The 20,574-nt window shown below is 74.6% G+C and carries 19 protein-coding genes and 1 pseudogene; 11 read left to right on the top strand and 9 right to left on the bottom strand.

What is annotated here, in order from left to right:
• Window positions 1–92 precede the first annotated feature (92 nt).
• A complete protein-coding gene (locus tag AVW11_RS02700; protein ID WP_076043094.1) occupies window positions 93–401 on the top strand; it encodes a DUF2087 domain-containing protein in 309 nt (102 codons plus the stop codon).
• Here AVW11_RS02700 and AVW11_RS02695 read toward each other — a convergent pair.
• The 3 genes from AVW11_RS02695 to AVW11_RS02685 form a co-directional block, all read right to left on the bottom strand.
• On the bottom strand, window positions 374–1,138 hold the full coding sequence (locus AVW11_RS02695; RefSeq protein WP_076043081.1) for a metallophosphoesterase: 765 nt from the start codon (window positions 1,136–1,138) through the stop codon (window positions 374–376). The two genes, AVW11_RS02700 and AVW11_RS02695, sit on opposite strands and share 28 nt — an antisense overlap.
• Window positions 1,139–1,233: 95 nt before the next feature.
• Window positions 1,234–2,940, bottom strand: a complete 1,707-nt coding sequence (locus tag AVW11_RS37300; RefSeq protein WP_076043080.1) for an immunoglobulin domain-containing protein — start codon at window positions 2,938–2,940, stop codon at window positions 1,234–1,236.
• Window positions 2,941–3,011: 71 nt separating this feature from the next.
• Window positions 3,012–3,578 (bottom strand): hypothetical protein, encoded by a 567-nt coding sequence (locus AVW11_RS02685; protein ID WP_076043079.1) that lies wholly within the window; start codon window positions 3,576–3,578, stop codon window positions 3,012–3,014.
• A gap of 186 nt (window positions 3,579–3,764) precedes the next feature.
• Here AVW11_RS02685 and AVW11_RS02680 point away from each other — a divergent pair, with 186 nt between their 5' ends.
• Window positions 3,765–3,965 carry a DUF5988 family protein gene (locus AVW11_RS02680; RefSeq protein ID WP_030844233.1) on the top strand — a complete coding sequence of 67 codons (201 nt, stop codon included), beginning with the start codon at window positions 3,765–3,767 and terminating at the stop codon, window positions 3,963–3,965.
• A gap of 83 nt (window positions 3,966–4,048) precedes the next feature.
• On the opposite strand, the gene AVW11_RS02675 is transcribed toward AVW11_RS02680, so the two are convergent.
• The 5 genes from AVW11_RS02675 to AVW11_RS02655 all read right to left on the bottom strand — a co-directional run bounded on the left by AVW11_RS02675 (window position 4,049) and on the right by AVW11_RS02655 (window position 10,105).
• Window positions 4,049–5,476 carry a dihydrolipoyl dehydrogenase family protein gene (locus tag AVW11_RS02675; protein WP_076043078.1) on the bottom strand — a complete coding sequence of 476 codons (1,428 nt, stop codon included), beginning with the start codon at window positions 5,474–5,476 and terminating at the stop codon, window positions 4,049–4,051.
• 41 nt (window positions 5,477–5,517) lie between these two features.
• Entirely contained in the window at window positions 5,518–5,925 is a 408-nt protein-coding gene (locus AVW11_RS02670) for a thioredoxin family protein (protein ID WP_037832812.1), read from the bottom strand.
• 195 nt (window positions 5,926–6,120) lie between these two features.
• Complete coding sequence (locus AVW11_RS02665; protein WP_076043077.1) at window positions 6,121–7,560, bottom strand: aldehyde dehydrogenase family protein; 1,440 nt, start codon at window positions 7,558–7,560, stop codon at window positions 6,121–6,123.
• Window positions 7,561–7,714: 154 nt separating this feature from the next.
• A complete protein-coding gene (locus AVW11_RS02660) occupies window positions 7,715–8,914 on the bottom strand; it encodes a thiolase family protein (RefSeq protein WP_076043076.1) in 1,200 nt (399 codons plus the stop codon).
• Between the two features lie 174 nt (window positions 8,915–9,088).
• Window positions 9,089–10,105, bottom strand: a complete 1,017-nt coding sequence (locus AVW11_RS02655) for a LacI family DNA-binding transcriptional regulator (protein ID WP_076043075.1) — start codon at window positions 10,103–10,105, stop codon at window positions 9,089–9,091.
• Window positions 10,106–10,345: 240 nt separating this feature from the next.
• Between AVW11_RS02655 and AVW11_RS02650 the strand changes: the two genes are divergently transcribed.
• The 5 genes from AVW11_RS02650 (at window position 10,346) to AVW11_RS02630 (ending at window position 14,667) form a co-directional block, all read left to right on the top strand.
• Window positions 10,346–11,131: a DUF4190 domain-containing protein gene (locus AVW11_RS02650; RefSeq protein ID WP_060177294.1), complete on the top strand. Its 786-nt coding sequence runs from the start codon at window positions 10,346–10,348 to the stop codon at window positions 11,129–11,131.
• A 208-nt stretch (window positions 11,132–11,339) separates the two neighbouring features.
• A complete protein-coding gene (locus AVW11_RS02645; RefSeq protein ID WP_079250477.1) occupies window positions 11,340–12,863 on the top strand; it encodes an amidase in 1,524 nt (507 codons plus the stop codon).
• Between the two features lie 67 nt (window positions 12,864–12,930).
• Complete coding sequence (locus AVW11_RS02640; RefSeq protein ID WP_076043073.1) at window positions 12,931–13,371, top strand: DUF7144 family membrane protein; 441 nt, start codon at window positions 12,931–12,933, stop codon at window positions 13,369–13,371.
• Window positions 13,372–13,478: 107 nt separating this feature from the next.
• On the top strand, window positions 13,479–14,141 hold the full coding sequence (locus AVW11_RS02635; RefSeq protein ID WP_076043072.1) for an O-methyltransferase: 663 nt from the start codon (window positions 13,479–13,481) through the stop codon (window positions 14,139–14,141).
• Between the two features lie 61 nt (window positions 14,142–14,202).
• Window positions 14,203–14,667, top strand: a complete 465-nt coding sequence (locus AVW11_RS02630; protein WP_030844257.1) for a type II toxin-antitoxin system PemK/MazF family toxin — start codon at window positions 14,203–14,205, stop codon at window positions 14,665–14,667.
• A 355-nt stretch (window positions 14,668–15,022) separates the two neighbouring features.
• Here AVW11_RS02630 and AVW11_RS02625 read toward each other — a convergent pair.
• Window positions 15,023–15,875 (bottom strand): annotated as a pseudogene (locus AVW11_RS02625) (TIGR02452 family protein).
• Between the two features lie 107 nt (window positions 15,876–15,982).
• Here AVW11_RS02625 and egtA point away from each other — a divergent pair.
• Genes egtA through egtD form a run of 4 tightly spaced genes read left to right on the top strand, consistent with a single transcriptional unit; the run spans window position 15,983 to window position 20,332 of the window.
• Complete coding sequence (gene egtA, locus AVW11_RS02620) at window positions 15,983–17,296, top strand: ergothioneine biosynthesis glutamate--cysteine ligase EgtA (RefSeq protein ID WP_060177290.1); 1,314 nt, start codon at window positions 15,983–15,985, stop codon at window positions 17,294–17,296.
• The gene (gene egtB, locus AVW11_RS02615; protein ID WP_076043071.1) at window positions 17,293–18,597 is read left to right on the top strand and encodes an ergothioneine biosynthesis protein EgtB; all 1,305 of its coding nucleotides are present in this window, start codon (window positions 17,293–17,295) and stop codon (window positions 18,595–18,597) included. Before egtA ends, egtB begins: the two co-directional genes overlap by 4 nt.
• The gene (gene egtC, locus AVW11_RS02610; protein ID WP_060177288.1) at window positions 18,597–19,355 is read left to right on the top strand and encodes an ergothioneine biosynthesis protein EgtC; all 759 of its coding nucleotides are present in this window, start codon (window positions 18,597–18,599) and stop codon (window positions 19,353–19,355) included. The genes egtB and egtC overlap by 1 nt, the downstream gene beginning before the upstream one ends.
• Entirely contained in the window at window positions 19,352–20,332 is a 981-nt protein-coding gene (gene egtD, locus AVW11_RS02605) for an L-histidine N(alpha)-methyltransferase (RefSeq protein ID WP_076043070.1), read from the top strand. Before egtC ends, egtD begins: the two co-directional genes overlap by 4 nt.
• The last annotated feature ends 242 nt before the right edge of the window (window positions 20,333–20,574 follow it).

The following is a 20,574-nucleotide window of genomic DNA, read 5'->3' as shown; positions in this document are numbered from 1 at the left end:
CCGCCGCAGGGCGGGCGGCCCGGGGCAGGCGAGGCCTCCCGTACGGGGAAATTGCGTTGCCGGACCGTACGGGCCGCGAGAAGGTCGACGGCATGTCACAGAACGCCGAACCCCCGCGGCAGCCCGCCGCCCGCCCGGTCCGCCGGGACGTCTCCGACCTCTTCTCGGGCGGCCGCCTCACGGCGATCCCGCGCAAGGCAGTCCGCCGGGAGCAGTTGCTGGTCCACCTGGCCGAGACCCTCTTCACGGTGGAACGCACGTACACGGAGCCCGAGGTGAACGAGGCGCTGCGCACCGTGCACGAGGACTGCTCGGCGCTGCGGCGCTACCTGATCACCTCGGGCCAACTCACGCGGACCCGCGACGGCCGCAGCTACCGGCGGTCGACGACCACCCTGTAGTGGGTCGTCAGCCGGCCGTCGTCGCCCAGCACGTGGAAGGCGACGGCCGGCGGCTCGTCGAGGTGCACGTGCTCGGAGGACCCGGTACGCCTCTCCCACGGCAGCCGGAGGGTGGACACCACGCCGGGCGCCACGAGGAGCGGCCGGCCGGCGAAGGTGGTGGCGGCGGCGGTGTGGGCGTGCCCGCACAGGAACGCCGTCAGGTGGGGGTGCCGCTCGACGAGGGCGGCGAGCCGCTCCTCGCCGAACTGGCGGATCTCATCGACGTACGGGGTGTGCAGCTCGGCCGGCGGGTGGTGGAAGGCGACCAGGACCGGAGTGTCCTGCGGGGTGTCGGCCAGTACCCCGTCCAGCCGGGCCAGCGTCGACTCCTCGAGGAAGCCGTGGTCCGCTCCGGGGACGGACGAATCGCACACGGCGAGCACGAAGCCGTCACCGCGCAGCACCTGGTCGACGGGCAGGGTGGACCCCGTCTCCTCCCCCAGCAGGCCGCGGCGCAACGCTGCGCGCTCGTCGTGGTTGCCGGGGCAGACGACCAGCGGGTGGCGCGAACGCAGCAGTTTGGCGGCTTCCTCGTACTCCGCGTCCGCGCCGTGGTCGGCGATGTCCCCGCTCACGAGGACGGCGTCCAGGTCGTGGGGCAAGCCGTCGAGATATTCCATGACGGCGCGGGTGCGGTCGGCCGCGCGCCGGTCGCCGTCGAGGTGGACATCGCTGAGGTGGGCGATCACGATCACGTGCGGTGTCTCCTGAATCGCGGGTCGGAAGATGCGGTCGACACGTTCAACGGCGTTGGCCCGCCGCGCCGTTCCACCTCCCGGCCCCCTTCCCCTCAGCAGGTGGTGCCGCGCGGCCGGGTGCGGCGCACCAGCGCCCAGCCGACCGCCGTGAGCACGAGCGCGCCGCCGGCGAGGGAGGCCGCGGCGGTACCGGTGGAGGCGAGCGCACCGCCGGTGGGGGTGGTGCCCGCACCGCTGACCGCACCGCCTGCCGAGCTGCCCGCCGAACCGCCTGCCGAGCCGGACCCGCCGACGGTGGCCGCGGAGCCCTCCGTGCCCGCCGAGTCGCCGGAGCCGCCCGCTGCTCCCCCGGTCCCGCCACCCGTCGCGCCACCCGTCGTGCCGCCGGTCGCGCCGCCGGCCGTGGGCGCGGTGACGGTGAGCGTGGCCGGGGCGGTACGGCTGACACCGGCGTGGTTGGTGAACTCCGCGCGGTAGCGGCGGCCGTTGTCGGCCACCGCGGCCTTGAAGGAGTACGTGGTGGAGGTCGCGCCCGGCACGGCCTGCCAGGTCCGGCCGGAGTCCGCGCTGACCTGCCAGACGACGGTGGGCGCCGGGCTCCCCTCGGCCTGCGCGGTCAGGGAGGCCTCGGCCCCGGCGGCGACCGTGCGGTCCTCGGGGTTGCGGGTGATCCTGGGGGACGTCGCGCGCTCCAGCCGGGTGATGCGGCCGGCGGCCGGGTCGGACACGAAGACCACGCCGCCGCCGGGCTGGACGGCGACGGCCGCACTGCCCGACTGCGCGTGGTTCCCGGGGAGGACGACGGGCCGGGCGGCCTCCTTGAGGTCCCCGGTGCGGTGGACGGTGAGCGCGCCGTCGCCGTCGCTGCCCGGCTGCGACGTGTCCCCCGGGTCCTGCCACACCACGAAGGCCTCGCGGGTGGCGGCGTCGAACCCGGCCGCGCGGGGCATGTCGACCCCGCCGCCGTTGATGCTGCCGATGGGCTTGCCGGTCGCGTCGTGGACGACGACGGAGGTGTCCAGGCCGACCCACACGGCTCCGGTCTCGGGATCGACCTCGGTGAAGCCTGCGAAGCCGTCCCCCGCCGGGAGTTCGACGGTCGCGGCGACCTTGAAGGAAGCGAGGTCCACGCGGTGCATCCGGCGGTTGTCGAAGTCGGTGAACCACACCGTGCCGCGCGTCCGGTCGTACGCGAACCGCTCGCCTCCCTCCAGGGTGAGGGAGCGCTGGACGGAAGCGGTGGCGATGTCGACCTCCGACAGTACGGAGCCCTGCGCCACCAGCACGGTCGAGGGGGTGGGCCCCGGGGCCGCGTCGGTGACGGGCCCGCCCGGCACCCATGCTCCCGCCGCGGCGGCGTCCCCCTCCTTGGCGGTGCCGATGCCGCGCAGCGGGTAGACGAAGACGGCACCGTCGCCGGGCAGAGGCGCGACGAGCTGCCGCACGGCCCGCCGGCCGAGCGTGCCCGTGGGTCCCGGGGCCTGGCTGACGGTGCCGCGGAGCGTGCCGTCGGCGGGTTCCAGGACGTGCAGACCGCTCTCGGTCTCCGCGGTCTCGGGGAGATCGTCCGAACCGACGTACAGCTTCTTGGAGTCGGGGTGCAGGAGCAGGTCGCGGGCCCTGCCCGCCGTCGTGAACTGCGCGGTCGTCCGGTACGCGACGGCGCCCTGCGGCACCTCACCCCCCTCACCCCCGGCCGCCGAGACGGGGCTGCCGGCGGCGGCCGAGACGAGCACGAGCGCGAGCGCCGCGGAGGCGGTGCCGGCGCGGCCGGGGGTGAGGGGGTGTCGGGGTGTCATGGCTTCCTCGTCGACGGGCGGACCGGGATGCGGCCAGAACGGGGCGCGGCGGAACGGGGCGCGGGCTGAGCTCAGTTGAAGGCCACCGGGACGTGGACGTCGTACTTGCGGTTGGAGGAGTTGAAGTGGTCGGCGCGCGTGACGACGGCGCACTCGACCGTCTCGCCGCAGATCTGGCCGCCGCCCAGGTCGGCCTTGACGTGGATGGTGACGCTGAAGGTGCCGCCCGGACCGTACGCGGAGGTGTTGGCGAGGGTGCCGCCGAAGACGTTGTTGATCCAGTGCGAGGCGCCGGTGGTGCCGGACTGGTCCGACCCGCCGAGGCAGGGGGTGGGCTTGCTCGCGCCCTGCGCGCCGTTCACCGCACAGAGGCCTACGTAGATGCCCTTGCCGGTGTTGAAGCCGCTGCCGGTGACGGTGACGTTCTGCCCGGCCGCGGCGGCCGAAGAGGGCGCCGTCACGCTGAGGTTGTAGGTGGCCGAGCCGTCGGTGACCGTACGCGTCGAGGTGGCGGCCGAGGCGGAACCGGCCGCACCGACGGCGAGCGCGACCGCGGCACCGGCGGCGACCGCCACGCGGGCGGCGGTTCGGGACAGCGAGGCGGCAGAGGCGGCAGAGGGGGCAGAAGCAGCACGCATCACGAGAACACCTTCCGGGTGCGGGAGCAGAACTGAGGTAAGGCTAACCTAATCTCGATCAACGCTGTACGGCTGATTCACGCCACGTGACGGCCCGTCGGAACGGTTCGCGGGCCCGCCCGGACGGCCTTCCCGATGGCGGTGCTCCTGATGCGGGCGGGGCGGCCCGGCGGCAACACTGGGGGTATGGCGAACAAGGCAGCCCTGGAGGGCGGCCCGGACGATCTGCAGGAACGGATCGTCGAGGCCGCCCCTCCCGGAGAAGATCTGAAAATCCCGCACCGCGGCGGCTACGAGCACTTCAGGAGCACCTCGCGGACCCGGGAAGGCCCCGAGGGCCGGCTCCCGGTCTACGAGTGGTGGGAGCGCACCGAGATCGCCGAATAGGGCCGAAACCGCGCCCCGGACACCCCGGGGCGCGGCGTCGGGCGGCGCGCGGGCCCGGCCGGCGGGATGCGCACGGCGCGCCTCTAACCGCGATAGGTCTCCAGCAGGCGCAGCCAGATCTCGCTGACGGTCGGGAAGGCCGGTACCGCGTGCCACAGGCGCGCGATCGGGACCTCCCCGGCCACGGCGATGGTGGCCGCGTGCACCAGCTCGGCGGCGCCCGGGCCGACGAAGGTGGCTCCCAGCAGGACCTCCCGGTCGAGGTCGACGACCATCCGGGCCCGGCCGCGGTAGCCGTCGGCGTACAGCCCCGCACCGGAGACCCTGCCCAGGTCGTAATCGACGGCGCGCACCCTGTGGCCCGCCCGCTCGGCCTCGGCCAGGGTCAGGCCCACCGAGGCGGCCTCCGGGTCGGTGAAGACGGCCTGCGGGAGGGCGCGGGTGTCGGCGGTGGCCGTGTGGGCGCCCCAGGGGGCGGTGTCCAGCGGGGTGCCCGCCGCCCGGGCGGCGATGGCGGCGCCCGCGATACGGGCCTGGTATTTGCCCTGGTGGGTGAGGAGGGCCCGATGGTTGACGTCTCCGACGGCGTACAGCCAGTCGAAACCGGGCACCTGGCAGGTCTCGTCGACCTCGATCCAGCCTCCTGGGGTCAGTCCGACGGTATCCAGCCCGATGTCCTCGGTCCGCGGCGCGCGGCCCGTCGCCATCAGCAGTTCGTCGGCTTCGAGGACCTCCCCGCCGCCCAGTACCACCCTGACGGGCCCGGTCGCGCCGTCGCGTTCGACCGCCTCGACGGCCGCTCCCGTACGGACCACCGCCCCGGCCTCGCGCAGGGCGTCGGCGACGAGCTCCCCCGCGAAGGGCTCCATGCGCGGCAGCAGCCGGGAGCCGCGTACGAGGACCGTCACCTGCGATCCGAGCCCCTGCCAGGCCGTGGCCATCTCGGACGCCACCACGGAGCCGCCCACGATGACCAGTCGGCCGGGGGCCTGCCGTGCGGAGGTCGCCTCCCGGCTGGTCCAGGGGCGGGCTCCGGCCATCCCCGGAAGGTCGGGGACCAGCGCCCGGGTGCCCGTCGCGACGACCACCGCGTGCCGGGCCGACAGCACGTGCTGCCCGCCCTCCGGGCCGGTGACGGCCACCTTGCGCACCCCGGCGAGGCGGCCGTGGCCGCGGTGGACGTCCGCGCCGATGGAGTCGAGCCAGTCGATCTGGCCCTGGTCCTTCCAGTCGCCCGTCCAGTAGTCGCGGTGCGCGTAGACGGAGGCGGTGTCCAGGGGTCCCCCGACGGCTCCCGCCAGACCCGGTACCCGGCGGGCGTCGGCGCGTGCCAGCACCGGGCGCAGCAGCGCCTTGCTCGGGACGCACGCCCAGTACGAGCACTCCCCGCCGACCAGTTCGCTCTCCACGAGGGCCGTGGTCAACCCGGCGGCGCGGGTCCGGTCGGCGATGTTCTCGCCGCCCGGGCCCCCGCCGAGCACCACGACGTCGTACTCCACGGCTTCAGTCATGCGGCCCAGTCTCACCGCCGCCCGGTGGCCGCGTCACGCACTCACGCCTCCGGCGTGCCGGACCCGTGGCCGCCGGAGTCCTGCGCGCCCGGCTGGGAGGCAGCGATCTTGGCGCGTACCTCGTCCATGTCGAGGGCCCGGGCCTGCCCGATGAGGTCGGTCAGCGCCGCCTCGGGCAGCGCGCCGGGCTGGGCGAAGATCGCCACCTGGTCCCGGACGATCATCAGGGTCGGGATCGAGGTGATCTGGAAGGCGCCGGCCAGCTCCTGCTGCGCCTCGGTGTCCACCTTGGCGAAGACCAGGTCGGGGTGGGCCTCGGAGGCCCTTTCGTAGACCGGCGCGAACTGCAGGCACGGCCGGCACCAGCCCGCCCAGAAGTCGATCAGCACGAACGGGTTCTCGCTGACCGTCTGGTCGAAGTTTTCCTTGGTGAGCTCGACTGTAGCCACGGTGTCCAGACCTCCTGATAGAGCCGTCTGCTCGTTGAACGATCGACCCGCCTCCGGCATTCCTCGAAACGCACGGCCCGCAACCGCCGACGCCGCCGCCGATCCGCGATGATCACGCCCCCGCCGACAACCCCGGCGCGCGGCGTGCGGCGGCGGCGCGCCGGGCGGTCCGCGGGGTGCCCCGCGGGCAACGCCCTAGAAGGGGTGCCCTGCGGGGGTGGTGCGGGCCGTCGTCCAGCGCAGCTCCGTGAAGGCGTCGAGGTTCGCCTCGCCGCCGAAGCGGGCGCCGGTGCCGGAGGCGCCGACACCGCCGAACGGTGCGACGGCCTCGTCGCCCACCGTCTGGTCGTTGACGTGCGCGATCCCGGTGGGGATCCGCTCGGCCAGGTCGAGCCCGCGCCCCGCGTCGCGGGTCACGATGCCGAGGGACAGGCCGTACGGTCCCGCCGAGGCCAGTTCCACCGCCTCGTCCTCCGTCGCGAAGGACCGTACGGGTGCGACCGGGCCGAAGACCTCCTCGGCGTAGGCGGGGGTGTCGTCGCCGACGCCCGCCAGCACGGTCGGCCGGTAGAAGAGGTCCCGGTGCGTGCCGCCGGCGACGAGCTTCGCGCCCGCCGCGGTGCTGGCCTCCACCAGGGCGTGGACCCGGTCCAGTTGGGTGCGGTCGATCAGCGGGCCCAGGTGGACCTGCTCGCGGTACGGGTCCCCCACGGCCAGTTCCTCGGCGCGCGCGGCGAGCCGCTCGACGTACTCGTCGTAGAGCGAGGCGTGCACGAGGTGGCGGCCGGCCGTCATGCAGATCTGGCCCTGGTGGAAGAAGGACCCCCAGGAGGCCTGGGCGACGGCGGCCTCGACGTCGGCGTCGCGCAGCACGACGAGAGCGGAGTTCCCGCCCAACTCCAGATGCGCGCGCTTGAGGTGGCGTCCGGCCAGCTCGCCGACGGTGCGACCGGAGGCGGTGGAGCCGGTGAAGGACACCACCCGCACCCGCGGGTCGGCGACCACCGCGGCGCCCGTCCCGGCGCCGCCCGGCAGGACGTGGAGCAGCCCGTCCGGGAGGCCCGCGGCGGCGAGGACCGCGCCGAGCGCGAGTCCGCCGCAGACGGCCGTGCGCCGGTCCGGCTTGAGCAGCACGGCGTTGCCGAGCGCCAGCGCCGGGGCGACCGAGCGGATCGCGAGGATCAGCGGGGCGTTGAAGGGGGCCACGACCCCGACCACGCCGGCCGGGACCCGGCGGGTGAAGGACAGCCGCGGGGCCTCGCTGGGCAGCACCTGCCCGGTCGGGCGCGAGGCGAGCGCCGCGGCCTCGTAGCACTCCTGCGCGGCGACGTGCAGCTCGAAGTCCGCCTTGCCGGGTATCGACCCGGACTCGCGCACCAGCCATTGCCGCAGCTCGTCGGCGTGGGCGGTGAAGAGGTCTCCGGCGCGGCGCAGCACGGCCGCCCGCTGCGGGTGGGTGGTGCGCGCCCAGTCGCGCTGCGCCGCCGTGGCGCGGGCGGCGGCCTCCGCCACGTCGGCGGGCGCGGCGAGGTCGAGGGTCGCCAGGGTGCGGCCGGTCGCGGGTTCGACGACCGGGGCGGCGCCGCCGGTGAGTGTGGGTCCGTCCTGCCAGAGCGTCGGGTCGAGGAGCGGCATGGCGCGGGGCCTCCGGTGGGGTGGGCGGGATGCCGGACGGGGGGCGGCAGCACGCGCCATCGTGCCAGACCGGAGGCGCCACTTCTGTTCAGTTATTGGGCAGTTGACGGCGAGGACTGACCGGAAACGATCGACGCCCTGGTGGGGGCGGGGGTCAGCGCTCCAGGACGAGCGCGATGCCCTGGCCGACGCCGATGCACAGCGCCGCCATGCCGGTGCCGGAGCCCGCCGCGGCCAGCTGGTGGGCGACCGAACCGGCCAGCCGGGCGCCCGAGGCGCCCAGCGGGTGGCCGATCGCGATGGCGCCGCCGCGCGGGTTGACCACGGCCGGGTCCAGCTCCGGCCAGGCCGCAAGGCACCCCAACGCCTGCGCCGCGAAAGCCTCGTTGAGTTCGAGCACGGAGAGGTCGCCGAAATCGCGGCCGGCCTTGCCGAGCGCGCGCTGCACGGCGTCCACCGGGCCGAGGCCGAAGAGCTGGGGCTCGATGCCGGTGACGGCCGAGGCGCTGATCCGGGCGAGCGGCTCCCGGCCGGTGGCCGCAAGGCCCGCCTCGTCGGTCAGCAGGAGGGCGGCCGCACCGTCGTTGAGCGGGGAGGCGTTGCCGGCCGTGACCGTGCCCCGGCCGTCCGTGCGGAAGGCGGGCTTGAGCCTGGCCAGCGCCTGGGGCGTGGAGCCCTCGCGGATGCACTCGTCCCGCGCCAGGTCCACGCCCTCGTAGGGCACGACCTCGCCGTCGTACAGGCCGGCGGCCCAGGCGGCCGCGGCCTTGCGGTGGCTCTCCAGCGCGAAGGCGTCCTGCGCCTCGCGGGTGACGGCGTACTTGTCGGCGATCAGTTCGGCGCCCTCACCGAGCGGGACCGTCCACTCCGCGGGCATCCGCGGGTTCGTCATCCGCCAGCCCAGCGTGGTGGACCACATCTGCTGGTGCCCGGCCGGGAAGGACCGTTCGGGCTTCTGGACCACCCAGGGGGCCCGGCTCATCGACTCGACGCCGCCCGCGATGGCCACGGAGGCGTCGCCGACCGCGATGGCGCGGGCGGCCTGGATCACTGCCTCCAGGCCGGATCCGCATAGCCGGTTGACGGTGACACCGGGGACGGTGACGGGCAGGCCGGCCAGCAGCACCGCCATGCGGGCCACGTCGCGGTTGTCCTCGCCCGCACCGTTGGCGTCACCGAAGACGACGTCGTCGATCCGGGCCGGATCGAGGTCGGGCGTACGGCCCACCAGCGCGCGCACCACGTGCGCGGCCAGGTCGTCCGGGCGGACCCCGGCGAGGGCGCCGCCGAACTTGCCGATCGGGGTGCGGACGGCGTCGACGACGTAGACGTCGCGGACGGTGCGGATGCTCATGGGGTCTCTCCTGGGCGGATCCGTACGGGCGTCGGCGCATCGGTGCCGGTGTCGGCACCGGGGCAGGCCGCCGGGCACGCCCGGTGGGGCGCGCCCGCAGTCTCCGTCCGCAGGTCACCGCCTGTCAACGGCCACCCCGGGTCGTGCCCGCTCGGCCCCGCCTGCCCGGCGCGGTCAGGTCGACTCCCGGCGGACGGCCTCGGCCGTCATGAGGTCGTGCCGCTCCGTGGCCTCCGACGGCTCGCGCACCGCGTGGTCCACCAGCGACGCCAGGTGGTCGCCGGTCGGCATCTCGATCCGCACCGTGCTCAGCCGGGGCCGCAGCAGCCGGCCGATGAGCAGGTCGTCGGCGCCGATCACGGCCACCTCCTCGGGGACGCGCAGCCCCTCGTCCAGCAGGGCCCGCATCAGCAGCATCGCGTACTCGTCGTTGTACGCGAACGCCGCGTCCAGCCGCAGGCCGCGCCACCGGGCGGCGAGCTCCGCGGCGGACTCCTCCGAGTAGGCCATCGGCAGGGCCTCGACCTCCGCGCCCGCCACGCCTCGGGCTCCCGCCAGCCGGGGCGCGGAGAACAGCTCCAGCCCCGCCTCCCGCGGGACCACCACGCCGATCCGCCGGCGGCCCCGCTCGACGAGGTGCGCGGCGGCCCGGGCGCCGATCTGCTGCTGGTCCATGACCAGCGCGTGCGCCCCGGGCACAGCGGTCGGCCCCATCGTGATCACGGCTCGGGCACCGGCCCGCCTGAGGGTGGCGACGTTGCGGGCGGAGAGCGTGATCTCGCCGAGGGATATGACCGCCACCGGACGCAGTTCCGCCCACGCCCGGACGGCCTCGTCGCCGCTGAGGCCGAGGCTGCCGTACTGCACGACGGTGTAGTCGAGCCGGCGCAGTGCCCACTGGAGTTCGTCGAGGAACGTGCTGTAGAGCGGGCCGATGGGCACGTGCGGGGTGGGCATCAGCACGATCCGGGTGCGGCCTGCGCGCAGGCTGCGGGCGGCGGCGTGCGGTACGTACCCGAGCTCCTCGGCGGCCTCGCGGACCTTGCGGCGGGTGGGTTCGCTGATCCGGACGGCCTCGGTGTTGTTCAGCACGTACGAGACCGTCGCGCGTGACACGCCCGCGCGTCGGGCCACGTCGGCGCTGGTGGGGACGGGGGCCGACGGCTCCGACGACTTCGATGACTGGGACATTGCCGTGGCATCCTTCCAGAGCGGACGGACCCCGGGCCCGGTGAATGGCCTGAAACGTACGCAGGCCGGGTGACACACCCCCAGGACAGCGGCGGCGCCGGGCAGTCGGTCGCCGGGGGTACGGGCGGCCGTGATGTCCGTGGCGCATGCGACCATCGAGCCTGCCGTCACGGAAGCGGCCGGCCCTCGCCGCCGCACTCTGGGCCGCGTCCCACCCTCAGAGCAAGGAGCTCCACGCGCATGTCCATACCTCCGGGTCCCCCGCCGTCCCACGAGCCGTACCCGCAGCAGGGACCGTACGGCCGGCCGGGGCAGCCCGCGCCGTACGGCGGCCCTCCGCAGGGGTGGTATGCGCCGCAGGCACCTCAGAAGAACAACGCGCTGGCCATCGTCGCGTTCGTCATGTCGCTCGTGTGCGCCATCCCGCTGGTCCCCCTGATCCTCGGCATCGTGGCCCTGTCCCAGATCCGCAAGCGCGGCGAGAAGGGCAAGGGCTTCGCCGTGGCGGCGATCGCCATCCACGGCGCGACCATCGCCTTCTACGGGATCCTGCTGGTCCTCGGCCTCTCCGGAGCGCTGGACGACGGCGCCTCGCCGAAGCGTGACACCAGTGGCCAGGTCACCGGCTCGGGCTCCGTCAAGGTGAGCGACATCCGCAAGGGGGACTGCTTCAACACGAACGGCGATCTGGCGGAGTACCAGGACGAGGACGGCGGCGAGGCCTCCTTCTCGGTGCGCGTGGTGCCCTGCGACCAGCCGCACGAGGGCGAGGCGTACGCCGTCTTCAACCTGGACAACGGCACGTACCCGGGTACGGAGAAGGTCACCGCGATGGCCGAGGAGAAGTGCGCCGGCACGCTGCTGACCGACTACGTGGGCAAGGATCCCAAGCTCGCGGAGAAGCTGGAGGTCTACTACTACTTCCCGCAGGCCGCCACCTGGGCCCTCGGCGACCGCGAGGTCACCTGCTTCCTGGGCGACACCAGCGGGGCGAGCACCGGCTCCGCCCGCGCCACCGGGTCCTGAGCCGCGTCCCCTCGTAGTAGCACCGTGCGTCCGCGGGGCCGCCACCGTTTTCCGGTGGCGGCCCCGCCCCGTTGCCGGCGCCCTTGCGCGCCGCCGACAGGCTGTCGTCCTGGGGCGAGGAGGCAGCGCACCTGCTCTGACGGATGACGTGGCTGCGCCTCCCCGTTACCTTCTTCCTACCGATCGGTAATGGGGGGAGTGGTTCACGATGTCGCAGTCCTCGGATCCTGCCACGGCAGCGGCCTCGGCCCGGTCCGCGTTTCGGTCCGCGGCGGAGCCCGTGTCGGACTGCGGACTGGTCGGGATGGCCGCCGCGCTTGCCGAAGGGAGCGTTTCGGCACGGCAGTTGACCGAGCAGGCGCTGCTCCGGATCGCGGCGGCGCAGCCCGATCTGAACGCCTTCCGGACCGTGCGCGCCGAAGCCGCACTCGCCGAGGCGGACGCCGCGGACCGCAGGCTCGCCGCGGGCGAGCGGCTGCCGCTGCTGGGCGTGCCGCTCGCCGTGAAGGACGACATGGACGTGGCCGGCGAGCCGACGGCGTTCGGCTGCGCCGGATCCTTCGCCCCGAAGACCGCCGACAGCGAGGCGGTACGCCGGCTGCGGGCGGCCGGTGCGGTCATCGTCGGCAAGACGCAGACGCCGGAGTTGGGCCAGTGGCCCTTCACCGAGGGCGGGGCCTTCGGCGCGACCCGCAATCCGTGGAACCGGTCCTACACGCCGGGCGGTTCCTCGGGCGGCTCGGCGGCCGCCGTGGCGGCGGGCCTGGTCCCGGCCGCGCTCGGCTCGGACGGGGCAGGGTCGGTGCGGATCCCCGCCGCCTGGACCCATCTGGTCGGCGTGAAACCGCAGCGCGGACGCATCTCGACCTGGCCGGAGCCGGAGTCCTTCAACGGGCTCACGGTGAACGGGGTGCTGGCCCGCACGGTCGCGGACGCGGCACTGCTGCTGGACGCGGCGAGCGGCGCGCACCCCGAGGACCTGCACCGCCCGGCACGCATCTGCGCGGTGGAGGCGGCCCGGCGCACCCCGCGCCGGCTGCGGATCGCCCTGTCCTTCGTGATGGCCTTCACCGCGACGCCCAAGTCGCTGGATCCGGAGGTGCGTTCCGCGGTGGAGCGGCTGGCCGCGCGGCTGGAGTCGCTGGGCCACGAGGTGATCGCGGAGGACCCCCGCTACGGCCCGATCGGCCTGACCTTCGTACCCCGCGCGACCAGCGGCGTACGGGACTGGGCGGAGCGGGCGCCGGATCCGGCCCTGCTGGACCCGCGTACCCGCGAGGCCGTGCGCACGGGCCGGCTGCTGGGCGGTCTGCCGCTGCGGGTCTCCCGGCGGGCGGAGTCGCTGCTGCGCAGGCGGGTCGGCGAGATCTTCGGGCGCTTCGACGTGGTCCTGACCCCGACGACGGCCACTCCGCCGCTGCGGATCGGAGCGCTGGCCGGGATGGGTGCCATGGCCACGGACCGGGCGATGATCGCCGCCTGCCCGTACGCCTGGACGTGGAACGTCCTGGGCTGGCCCGGAGTGAACATCCCCGCCGGGCTGACGGACGACGGGCTGCCGATGGGCGCCCAGTTGCTCGGCCCGGCGGACTCGGAGCCGCTGCTGCTGGCACTGGCGGCGCAGGTGGAGGCGGCGGAGGACTGGGCGGCGCGGCGACCGGGCCGAGGGGGCGCCGCGGGGGCCGCGGGTACGGGGCGGGCAGGCCGGAATGCCGAGGGTGGGCCCCCGTGACACGCTGAAGGGGGGATTCCGCCGGTCCCGGCCGCCCGGCCGGCCCTGCCACCCGAGGAGTTGGACCATGGCCACTGACGCCGGCAGGCCGCACCCGGCCGCCACGCACCCGGACCCGTGGAACGCGGCCACGTCGGGCAGAACCGTCATGGCGGCTGTCCTGATGATCTTCGGCGGGGCGATGGCGTTCTTCGAGGGGTTGGCCGCCGTCGCCAGCGACGACCTGTTCGTCGTGACGCGCCACTACCTGTTCGAGTTCAGCCTGACCGGCTGGGGCTGGGTCCACATCGTCCTGGGCGTCGCCCTCGTCGCGGCCGGCTGCGCCGTCCTCTTCAGCGGCGTCTTGTGGGCCCGCTACTTCGGCATCGCGGTCGCCGGCCTGGGGGCGTTCGCCAACTTCCTGTGGCTGCCGTACTACCCCCTGTGGGCCCTGGTGCTCATCGCCGTCAACATCCTCGTCGTCTGGGCGCTGTGCACGGGGGCGCACCACGAGGCGGACGCGGGCTGACCCGTCCGTCGAACGGCAGTTGATTCAGCGGACTGCCGGACGGAGGACCTCGTCGTGTACGTTCCTCTTGCGTTCCTTCTGGGAACGTACACGAGGAGGGGGATCCCGTGGCCCAGCAGACCTGGACGGCGGTCGACGCGTATTTCGGCGGACTGCTGGTCGAGGAGGACGAGGCGCTGAAGGCCGCCGCAGCGGCCAGCGAGGCCGCGGGCCTGCCCGCCCATCAGGTCGCGCCGAACCAGGGCAAGTTGCTGAACCTCCTGGCCCGCATCCGGGGCGCCCGCACCATCCTGGAGATCGGCACCCTGGGCGGCTACAGCACCATCTGGCTCGCCAGGGCGCTCCCCGCGGGCGGGCGGCTGGTCACGCTGGAGGTGGACGAGCGGTGCGCCGACACCGCCGCCGCCAACATCGCCCGCGCCGGACTGGAGGACCGGGTCGAGATCCGCCGCGGCAGGGCCGTCGACCTCCTGCCGGGGCTGACCGGCCTGGCCCCCTTCGACCTGGTGTTCATCGACGCGGACAAGCCGTCCAACCCCGTGTACCTGGAGTGGGCCTTGGCGCTCACCCGGCCCGGCAGCGTCATCATCGGCGACAACGTCGTCCGCGACGGCGCCGTGGTCGACCCGGCCAGCACCGACCCGCGGGTGCAGGGCGTACGACGCTTCACCGAACTCGTCGCCGAACACCCCCGGCTCAGCGCCACCGCCCTGCAGACCGTCGGCGGCAAGGGGTACGACGGCTTCGTCATGGCCCTGGTCACGGACTGAGGCCGCCCGGGCGCACGCGCCTACGACCGCGGCGGGGCGGACAGGCAGTACCCTCGCCCGGATGACGGCACTCTCACACCACGGCAACGGCCGTACAGACCAGCCGGGCCGCGACGGCGCCACGGCCACCACCGAGGCCGATCCGCGGGCCATCGGCCCGGTACGGACCGAGTACGCCCCGGATCCCGACGGCGACCCCGACCCCGGCGAGATCGTGTGGACCTGGGTCCCCTTCGAGGAGAACGACGGCCGCGGCAAGGACCGGCCCGTGCTGGTCGTGGCCCGCGAGCCGGGCGGCCCGACGCTGCTCGCCGTACAGCTGTCCAGCAAGCGGCACGACCACGACCACGAGTGGGTGCCGATCGGGACGGGCCCGTGGGACGGCGCGGGGCGGGAGTCGTGGGTGGACGTCGACCGGGTACTGCGGGTGCACGAGTCGGGGATGCGGCGGGAGGCCTGCGCACTGGACCGGGGACGCTTCGCCCTGGTGGTGGGCCGGCTGCGCGAGCGCTACGGCTGGCGGTAGCCGCCGCACCGAGCCGACCCGGCCCGCCGGGCCCTCCCCGGCGGCGCCGGCCCCCGGATGCGCGACTCTCGCCGCCGGCCCGCGTGAACCCACCGCCCAACGGCGGTCCCGGCCCGGGGGGGCTCACGGCACCGCAACAGGCCCGGCCCGGCGCCTCCGGCCGGGCAGTGCGGTCGGCGGCGGCGACCGGCCCGGCTCCGGCGCCTCCGGCTGCGCTACGCGGCAGCGCGGGCGGCTTCCGGGCCAAACCGCCGGTCGGCATGTCCGGCACAGCTGCGCGGCAGCGCTCCCGGCTCGCGGGGGCTCTGCCGCATGCCCGCGGCGAGGCACGGCGGCGCGGCCGGCCGCGCCGGCTTCAGGACGCGGGGTCCGCGAAGGCCCGCTCGAAGGCCTGCCGGGTGTCCGGTTTGCGGTCCAGCACGGCGAACACCACCCGCTCGAAGGTCCCCGCGAACCGCCCCGCCAGCAGCCCGCGGAAGGCCTCGGCCACGTCCGCCGGGTCGTTGCGGAACACCCCGCAGCCCCAGGCCCCCAGGACCAGCCGCCGATACCCGTGCACCGCCGCCACCTCCAGGACCAGCCCCGCCCGCCGGACCAGCGCGGCGGGGATCTCTGCGACCCGCTCCGGCTCCTGCCGCAGGATCGTGCCCGCGTTCGGGGCGGGCGAGGTCAGGAAGCCGGCCAGGAACGGCGACTCCGACAGTTCGCCCCGGTCGTCACGGAAGACCGGCACCCCGGGCGAGTGAATCACCCGGTCGGTGTAGAAGGTGCTGACTTCCGCACGGTGCACCGCGTAGTAGTCCGGGGCCTCCAGCAGCGTCTCGTACAGCGCGGAGGCGCGGCACAGGGCCTCCTCCTGCGCCTTGGCCCCGCGGACGTAGCCGCCCCCGGGATTCCGGGCCGAGGCGAAGTTCAAAACCGCCACCGACGCCCCCGCCGGCCCGGCCCCCGCCCCTGCCGGAGCGTCCTCGTCGAGCCTGCGGGCGGCGACCGTGCTGCTCTCCCCCGTCACCTCGACGGCAGTCGCCCCCCCCGCCGACCGGCCTTTCGCCTGGAATAGCCTGGTTTGGTCCATATATTCTGGTTCCGGCCTTGGCATCCGCCAGGGCGGCGGCGAGCGGTACGTGCCGCCCCGACCGCGTCCGGTAGCCCCCGGCCGCAAGGATCTCCGCGTTCTCCCGCGCGATCTCGCGCAATCTGCTGCTCACGCCGCCATCCTGTGCACCTCCTTTCCCGGCGGCAAAGGATTTTGTTCCCGAGGGAGGGGTAGGCACGGGTGATGCCACGGCCGACGACAGGAGAAGAGGACCCGGTCATGCCCTTCGACCCACCCGTTCCCCCACCCGCGCCGGACGCTCCCCCGCCCCCCGCGATCAGCGAGACGCAGGCGGAGCACCTGATCCACGGGATCTGTTTCAAGACGGGCCCGCCCCGCCTGATCGGTGCCGAACTCGAATGGCTCGTCGTGGACGCCGAGCGCCCCGGGCTGCGCGTGACCCCCGAGCGGCTCCGGGCGGCTCATGCCGCGGCCCGCGCACTGCCCCTGAACTCCCGGGTGACCGTCGAGCCGGGCGGCCAGCTCGAGCTCAGCTCGGCCCCGGCCACCTCCCTCACCGGCTGCGTGGACCGGCTCCAGGACGACCTCACCGCCGTCCGCGCCGCCCTGCGCGAGCAGGGGCTCGTCCTGCACGGCCTCGGCCGCGATCCCCGCCTCCCGTACCGCCGGCTGCTGAACAGCCCGCGCTACGACGCGATGGAGGCCTACTTCGACCGCACCGGCCCGGCCGGCCGCGCCATGATGTGCGCCTCGGCCTCCGTGCAGGTCTGCGTGGACGCCGGGTACGAGGAGCCGGGCGTGCTCGGCCACGGCCGGCGCTGGCGCCTCGCGCACCTGCTGGGCGCGGTCCTGGTGGCCGCCTTCGCCAACTCCCCCGCGCACGATGGCCCGTACGCCGGCTGGCGCTGCTCCCGCCAGGGGATCTGGAACGACCTGGACAGCCGGCGCACCCTCGCCCCGCCGCTGGAGGCACGCCCGCGGGACGGCTGGGTGCGCCAGGCGCTGGACACCGAGGTGATGTGCGTACGGTCCTACGAGGGCGAGGCGTGGGACGTCCCGCGCGGCACGACCTTCCGCGACTGGCTGCGGGCGGGCGACGAGGGGCGGGCCCTGCGGGCGCCCACCGCCGAGGACCTGGACTACCACCTCACCACGCTGTTCCCGCCCGTGCGGCCGCGCGGCCACATGGAGTTGCGCATGATCGACGCGCAGCCGGGCGAGGACGGCTGGCTGGTCCCGGTGGCCGTCGTGCACGCGCTGTTCGACGACCCGGAGGCCGCCGAGACCGCCTACCGGGTGACGAAGGCGCTGGCCGACTCCTACGGGGCGCAGCCCGCTCCGCGCAATCCGCTCTGGCGGTCCGCCGCCCGCCACGGTCTGGCCGATCCCGAGCTGCGGGCGGCTGCCAAGACCTGCTTCCGCGCGGCCGCGGAGGCGCTGCCCCGGCTGGGCGCGACCGCCCGCGTCCGGGACACCGTCGGCGCGTTCAACGAGCGCTTCGTGCTGCGCGGCCGATGTCCGGGTGACGAGCCGCCGCAGCTGCGGCCCGATGGGAAGGAGGCCCTGCGATGACCACCGAATCCCAGCCCGGGCTGCGCGAACGGGCGGCCGCCTCGCTGACCGCCGCGCGGGCCCGGACGGCGGCGCTCACCGACGCGGTGACCGACGCCGACCTCACCGCCCAGCACTCGCCCCTGATGTCGCCGCTGGTCTGGGACCTGGCGCACATCGGGAACCAGGAGGAGCTGTGGCTGCTGCGCCGGGTCGCCGGACGTGAGTCGATGCACCCGGAGATCGACCCCCTCTACGACGCCTTCGAGCATCCGCGCGCCGAGCGTCCGAAGCTTCCGCTGCTGGGGCCCGCGGAGGCCCGCCGGTACGCGGCCGAGGTCCGGGGCCGGGTCTTCGACCTGTTGGAGAGCACCCCGCTGGAGGGCAGCGCGCTCCTCGACGACGGCTTCGCCTTCGGGATGATCGCCCAGCACGAGCAGCAGCACGACGAGACGATGCTGATCACCCATCAGCTCCGGCGGGGCGCGCCTGTCCTGACGGCCCCGGAACCGGACGCCCCCTATGACCCTCCGGCCGCCCGCGAGGTCCTCATACCCGCCGGGCCGTTCACGATGGGCACCTCCGCCGAGCCGTGGTCGCTGGACAACGAACGGCCGGCGCACGAGCGGGAGACCGCGGCGTTCTGGATGGACACGCTGCCGGTGACGAACGCCGCGTACCGCGCCTTCATCGCGGACGGCGGCTACCGCGAGCCCCGCTGGTGGGCCGCGGCAGGCTGGGAGCAGATCCGCCGGCACTCCATCGGGGCGCCGCTGTTCTGGCACCGGGAGGGCGGCGAATGGCTGCGCCGCCGTTTCGGGGTGACTGAGCCCGTCCCCGATGAAGAACCGGTTCTGCATGTCAGTTGGTACGAGGCGGACGCCTACGCCCGCTGGGCGGGGCGGCGGCTGCCCACGGAAGCCGAGTGGGAGAAGGCCGCCCGCTTCGATCCGGCGACCGGACGCTCGACCCGCTACCCGTGGGGCGACGCCGACCCGACCCCCGTGCACGCCAATCTGGGGCAGCGGCATCTGCGCCCGTCCCGCGCGGGCAGCTACCCGGCCGGGGCGTCCCCTCTCGGGGTGCGCCAGCTGATCGGCGACGTGTGGGAGTGGACGGCGTCCGACTTCCTGCCCTACCCGGGCTTCCGGGCCTTCCCCTACCGGGAGTACTCGGAGGTGTTCTTCGGCCCGGAGCACAAGGTGCTGCGGGGCGGCTCCTTCGCCGTTGACCCGGTGGCCTGCCGGGGCACCTTCCGCAACTGGGACCTCCCGGTGCGGCGGCAGATCTTCTCCGGCTTTCGCACCGCGAGGGACGCCTGATGTGCCGCCATATCGCCTACGTGGGCCCGACAGTGGCGCTCGGGAGGCTGCTGAGCGAGCCCGAGCATGCGCTGGTGCGCCAGTCCTGGGAGCCGCGCCGCCAGCGGCACGGCACGGTCAACGCCGACGGCTTCGGCGTCGGCTGGTACGCGGAGGGCGACCCCGTCCCCGCCCGCTACCGCCGCGCCGGGCCGATCTGGGGCGACCTGACCTTCACGGACCTCGCCCGGGTGGTGCACAGCGGAGCCGTACTGGCAGCCGTACGGGACGCCACCCTGGCCGGGGCCGAGGGAGAGGCCGCGGCCGCGCCGTTCACGGACGGGCCGTGGCTGTTCAGCCACAACGGCGCGGTGCGCGACTGGCCCGCGGCGGCGGCCCCGCTCGCGGCTGCGCTGCCGCCCGAGGATCTGCTCCAACTGGCGGCCCGCACGGATTCGGCGCTGGTCTGGGCCCTGGTGCGGCGCCGGCTGCGGGCCGGGGACGACCTGGGCACGGCGCTCGCCGAGCCCGTGCGGGAGCTGTCCTCGGCAGCGCCCGGCTCCCGGCTGAACCTGCTGCTCACGGACGGCGCGGCGATCGCCGCGACGGCCTGGGGCGACTCGCTCTGGTACCTGGCCGATCCGGGGGCAGGGCGCACCGTGGTGGCGTCCGAGCCGTACGACGACGACACCCGGTGGTGCGAAGTGCCCGACCGGACCCTGCTGACCGCCACCCGTTCGCGGGTCCGTCTGACCCCGCTCAAGGAGAACCGCACGTGAACAGCTTCCAGTTGACCCGGACCCTCGACGAGGACGCGGCGGAGACCGCACTGCGTGCGGACGTGCTGCACGGGCTGACCCGCACGCCCAAGGTGCTGCCGCCCAAGTGGTTCTACGACGCGCGGGGCAGTGAGCTCTTCGAGGAGATCACCCGGCTGCCCGAGTACTACCCGACCCGTGCGGAGCGGGAGATCCTGCTGGAGCGGGCGCGGGAGATCGCCTCGGAGAGCGGCGCCCGCACCCTGGTGGAGCTGGGTTCCGGCTCTTCCGAGAAGACCCGGCACCTGATCGAGGCGATGCCCGCGCTGGACACCTACGTCCCGGTGGACGTGAGCGAGAGCGCCCTGCGGGGGGCGGCCACCGCACTGCTCGCCGACCATCCGGGGCTGCGGGTGCACGCCCTGCTGGCCGACTTCACCAGTGCGCTGCACCTGCCGGACTCCCCCGGCCCCCGGCTGGTGGTCTTTCTGGGCGGCACCATCGGGAACCTGCTGCCGCCGGAGCGGGCGGTGTTCCTGGCGTCGGTACGGGCGATGCTGTCGCCCGGGGACGCGCTGCTGATGGGCACGGACCTGGTGAAGGACGAGGCGGTGCTGGTGACGGCGTACGACGACGCCCGGGGGGTGACGGCCGAGTTCAACAAGAACGTGCTGGCCGTCATCAACCGGGAGCTGGACGCCGACTTCCACACCGCCGACTTCGAGCACGTGGCGGTGTGGAACAGGGAGCAGGAGTGGATCGAGATGCGGCTGCGGGCCCGGTCGGAGCTGACGGTGAAGGTCCGCGCGCTGGACCTGGTGGTGCCGTTCGCGGAGGGTGAGGAGATCCTGACGGAGGTGTCCGCGAAGTTCCGTCAGGAGGGTGTGCGCAAGGAGCTGGCCGCGGCGGGGCTGGAGCTGACCCAGTGGTGGACGGACGCGGCGGGCCGCTTCGCGGTGTCCCTGTCGGTCGCGGACGGCCCGGTGGGCCGGTCCTGATCGGCCACGGCCCGCCGGGCCGCGGCCGCGAGGTCCCGCCGGTCGGTGTACCGGCCCGGCGGGATCCGCGGCAGCAGGGTGATCTCTGCCCGGATCCCGCGGGCCCGGGCGATCCGCCACAGCGAGGCGGTGAGCGGGTCGTCCCCGACGAAGGCGGGCGCCCCGGCCGGACTTCCGTCGGCTCCCAGGTAGGCGAGGCGCACGGGCTGTACGGGGACCTGCGCGTCCAGAGCGGACTGGAA

It is taken from the genome of Streptomyces amritsarensis (assembly GCF_001953875.1).
In the GTDB taxonomy this organism is placed as follows: Bacteria; Actinomycetota; Actinomycetes; order Streptomycetales; family Streptomycetaceae; genus Streptomyces; species Streptomyces amritsarensis.
This window is presented reverse-complemented; position numbering and strand designations above follow the sequence as displayed.

Coding starts and splice junctions, on each gene's coding strand:
- AVW11_RS02700 (WP_076043094.1), top strand. CDS start 93: ATGTCACAGAACGCCGAACCCCCGCGGCAGCCCGCCGCCCGCCCGGTC.
- AVW11_RS37300 (WP_076043080.1), bottom strand. CDS start 2,940: ATGACACCCCGACACCCCCTCACCCCCGGCCGCGCCGGCACCGCCTCC.
- AVW11_RS02685 (WP_076043079.1), bottom strand. CDS start 3,578: ATGCGTGCTGCTTCTGCCCCCTCTGCCGCCTCTGCCGCCTCGCTGTCC.
- AVW11_RS02680 (WP_030844233.1), top strand. CDS start 3,765: ATGGCGAACAAGGCAGCCCTGGAGGGCGGCCCGGACGATCTGCAGGAA.
- AVW11_RS02675 (WP_076043078.1), bottom strand. CDS start 5,476: ATGACTGAAGCCGTGGAGTACGACGTCGTGGTGCTCGGCGGGGGCCCG.
- AVW11_RS02665 (WP_076043077.1), bottom strand. CDS start 7,560: ATGCCGCTCCTCGACCCGACGCTCTGGCAGGACGGACCCACACTCACC.
- AVW11_RS02660 (WP_076043076.1), bottom strand. CDS start 8,914: ATGAGCATCCGCACCGTCCGCGACGTCTACGTCGTCGACGCCGTCCGC.
- AVW11_RS02655 (WP_076043075.1), bottom strand. CDS start 10,105: ATGTCCCAGTCATCGAAGTCGTCGGAGCCGTCGGCCCCCGTCCCCACC.
- AVW11_RS02650 (WP_060177294.1), top strand. CDS start 10,346: ATGTCCATACCTCCGGGTCCCCCGCCGTCCCACGAGCCGTACCCGCAG.
- AVW11_RS02645 (WP_079250477.1), top strand. CDS start 11,340: ATGTCGCAGTCCTCGGATCCTGCCACGGCAGCGGCCTCGGCCCGGTCC.
- AVW11_RS02640 (WP_076043073.1), top strand. CDS start 12,931: ATGGCCACTGACGCCGGCAGGCCGCACCCGGCCGCCACGCACCCGGAC.
- AVW11_RS02630 (WP_030844257.1), top strand. CDS start 14,203: ATGACGGCACTCTCACACCACGGCAACGGCCGTACAGACCAGCCGGGC.
- egtA (WP_060177290.1), top strand. CDS start 15,983: ATGCCCTTCGACCCACCCGTTCCCCCACCCGCGCCGGACGCTCCCCCG.
- egtB (WP_076043071.1), top strand. CDS start 17,293: ATGACCACCGAATCCCAGCCCGGGCTGCGCGAACGGGCGGCCGCCTCG.
- egtC (WP_060177288.1), top strand. CDS start 18,597: ATGTGCCGCCATATCGCCTACGTGGGCCCGACAGTGGCGCTCGGGAGG.